The following is a 3,517-nucleotide window of genomic DNA, read 5'->3' as shown; positions in this document are numbered from 1 at the left end:
ACGCGTCCGCAGGTCACCTGCCCGCCCGGCACCGTGGACCCGGGGGCCTCCGTCACCTGCACCGGCAGCTACACCGTCACCCAGGCCGACGTGGACGCGGGCCGGATCGAGAACGCCGCCACCGCCACCGCGACCCCGCCGGCCGGGATGAACCCGCCGGTGTCCAACGAGTCGACCGCCACCGTCACCGCACCCCCCGCGCCCGGCCTGACGCTGCGCAAGAGTGCCGCCGAGACCGGCGCCCTCCAGGTCGGCGAGATCCTGCACTACTCCTTCGAGGTCACCAACACCGGCAACACCACCCTCGCCCCGGTCACGGTCCAGGAGACGGCGTTCACCGGCCGCGGCACGGCCCCGCAGATCACCTGCCCCGCCGCGGCGGGCTCCCTCGCCCCCGGCGCGGTCGTGACCTGTACCGCCGAGTACACCGTCGTCCAGGCCGACGTCGACGCCGGCACGGTCGAGAACACCGCCGGCGCGACCGGCACCCCGCCCGGCGGCGGGACGCCCGTCACCTCCGACCCCTCCAGCACGGTCGTGCCCTTCAACCCCCGCCCCTCCCTGGACGTCGACAAGGTCGCCGACAAGCAGCGCCTCGTTGCCGGTGAGACCCTGACCTACACCTACACGGCGACCAACACCGGCAACGTCACCCTCACGGACATCACGATCACCGAGACCTCCTTCACCGGCAGCGGGGGAGCGCCGAAGGTGACCTGCCCCGGTGGTGAGCTGGCCCCCGGCGCCGCCCGGACCTGTACGGCGACGTACACGGTGACGCAGGCGGACGTGGACGCCGGGAAGATCGACAACGCGGCCACCGCCACCGGCACCCCGCCCGGCGGCGGGACCCCCGTCACCTCGCCCCCCGCCACCACCACCGTCACCTCCGAGCGCACCCCCGCGCTCAGCATCACCAAGTCCTCGGACAAGCAGCAGCTCGTCGCCGGCGAGCAGATCACCTACACCTTCACCGTCACCAACACCGGCAACACCACCCTCACCGACATCGCCGTCAACGAGACCGAGTGGACCGGCTCCGGCCCCGCCCCCAGGGCGACCTGCCCCACCACCCCGCTCGCCCCAGGCGCGGCCGCCACCTGCACCGCCGCCTACACCATCACCCAGCAGGACGCCGACCGCGGCACCCTGCGCAACAGCGCCACCGCCACCGGCACCCCGCCCGGCGGCCTGCCCCCGGTGACCAGCCCGCCGGACTCGGTGCTCGTGCCGCACGACTCCCGCCCCGCCCTGACGATGGAGAAGAAGGCCGACCCCGCCACCGTCGCCAAGGCCGGCGAACTCGTCGTCTACACCTTCACCCTCACCAACACCGGCAACGTCACCCTCACCGACCTCAAGGTCACCGAGACCTCCTTCAGCGGCACCGGCGGCATCCCCGAGGTCGACTGCCCCGGCGGCCCGCTCACCCCCGGCGCCACCCTCAACTGCACCGCCCGCTACGCCGCCACCCAGGCCGACATCGACGCGGGGAAGATCGACAACGCCGCCACCGCGACCGGCACCCCGCCCGCGGGGCTCACCCCGCCCGTCTCCCCCGAGAGCGGCACCACCGTCACCGCACCCCCCAAGCCCCACCTCACCCTGCGCAAGGCCGCCGCCGAGACCGGCGCCCTCCAGGTCGGCGAGATCCTGCACTACTCCTTCGAGATCACCAACACCGGCAACGTCACCATGACGGGCGTGCGGGTCGACGAGACCGCGTTCACCGGCCGGGGCACCCCGCCCGCGGCCACCTGCCCGGACGCGGCGAACTCCCTCGCCCCCGGCGCGGTCGTCACCTGCACCGCCGAGTACACCGTCACCCAGGCCGATGTGGACGCCGGCTCGATCGAGAACACCGCGACCGCGACCGGCACCCCGCCCGGCGGCGGTACCCCCGTCACCTCGCCGCCGTCCAGCACCGATGTGCCGTTCACGCCGCGCCCGTCCCTGGTGGTGGAGAAGAGCGCCGACAAGCAGCACCTCGTCGCCGGTGAGACCCTCACCTACTCCTACCTGGTGACGAACACCGGGAACATCACCCTGACCGGCGTCACCGTCACCGAGGGCACGTTCACCGGCACCGGCACCCTGTCCCCGATCACCTGCCCCGAGGACGCCCGCTCGCTCGACCCCGGACGCATCGTCACCTGCACCGCCACCTACACCGTCACCCAGGCGGACGTGGACGCCGGGAAGATCGACAACGCGGCGACCGCGAACGGCACCCCGCCCGGCGGCGGCACTCCGGTCACCTCGCCCCCCGGCAGCACCACCGTCCCCACCGATCCCCGGCCCGCGCTGACGGTGGTCAAGTCCTCCGACAAGCAGCTCCTCACCGTCGGCGAGCAGATCACCTACACCTACACCGTCACCAACACCGGCAATGTCACCCTCACCGGCGTCGGCGTGAGCGAGACGGAGTGGACCGGCTCCGGTCCCGCCCCCCAGGTCAGCTGCCCGGACGCGGCGAAGTCCCTCGCCCCCGGCGCCCAGGTCCTGTGCACCGCCACCCACACCGTCACCCAGGACGACGCGGACCGCGGTGTCATCCGCAACACCGCCACCGCCAACGGCACCCCGCCCGACAACCCGCGGCCCGGCGGCACCCCGCCCGTCACCAGCCCGCCGTCCTCCGTGACCGTCCCCCACGAGTCCCGCCCCGCCCTGGTGCTGGAGAAGAAGGCCGAGCCCGCGACCGTCAGCAAGGCCGGTGAGCAGATCACCTACACCTTCACCGTCACCAACACCGGCAACATCACCCTCACCGGCGTCCGCCCCGTCGAGTCGGTCTTCACCGGCACCGGCAAGCGCCCGCCGATCGCCTGCCCGCCCGGCTCCGGCGAGCTGCGCCCGGGCCAGCAGCTGGTCTGCACCACCAGCTACACCGCCACCCAGGCCGACATCGACACCGGCAGCATCCGCAACACCGCGACCGCGACGGGCACCCCGCCCGGCGGCGGTACCCCCGTCACCAGCCCGCCCGACACCGCGGTGGTCAGCAGCCCGCCCAAGCCGGGCCTGACCCTCGTCAAGAGCGCCGACCGCGCCGACGTCACCGCCGGCCAGGACGTCACCTACACCTTCACCCTCACCAACACCGGCAATGTGACGATGCATCAGCTCTCTGTAATCGAAGGCGAGTTCAGCGGCACCGGCAAGCTGTCCGCGATCTCCTGCCCCGGCACCTCCCTCGGCGTCGGACAGCAACTCGCCTGCACCGCCACCTACCGGGTCACCGCCGAGGACGCCGCCCGCGGCACCCTCACCAACACCGCCGCCGCCACTGGCACCACGCCTGGCAGCAACCACCCCATCACCTCGCCCCCCGGCAGGGCCACCATCACCACTCACCCCGCCACCACCGAACCCGGCCCGCGCCCGCACCCCCGCCCCGCCCCCTGGCACCACGGCACCCTCCCCCACACCGGGGCGGGCGCGCTCGAGGGACTGGCCTACGTGGCCGTGGCGCTGACGGCCGGCGGAGGAATCGCCCTCTCCGTCGCCCGCCGCA

1 protein-coding gene is annotated in these 3,517 nt (G+C 73.5%); it reads left to right on the top strand.

Features of this window, described 5'->3' with window-relative positions:
- A partial coding sequence (locus tag VR45_RS50205) for a DUF11 domain-containing protein (RefSeq protein ID WP_159394391.1) occupies nt 1–3,517 on the top strand: 3,517 nt, incomplete at both ends.

Origin of the sequence: Streptomyces sp. NRRL S-495 (assembly GCF_000966955.1) — a bacterium.
GTDB lineage: Bacteria > Actinomycetota > Actinomycetes > Streptomycetales > Streptomycetaceae > Kitasatospora > Kitasatospora purpeofusca.
This window is presented reverse-complemented; position numbering and strand designations above follow the sequence as displayed.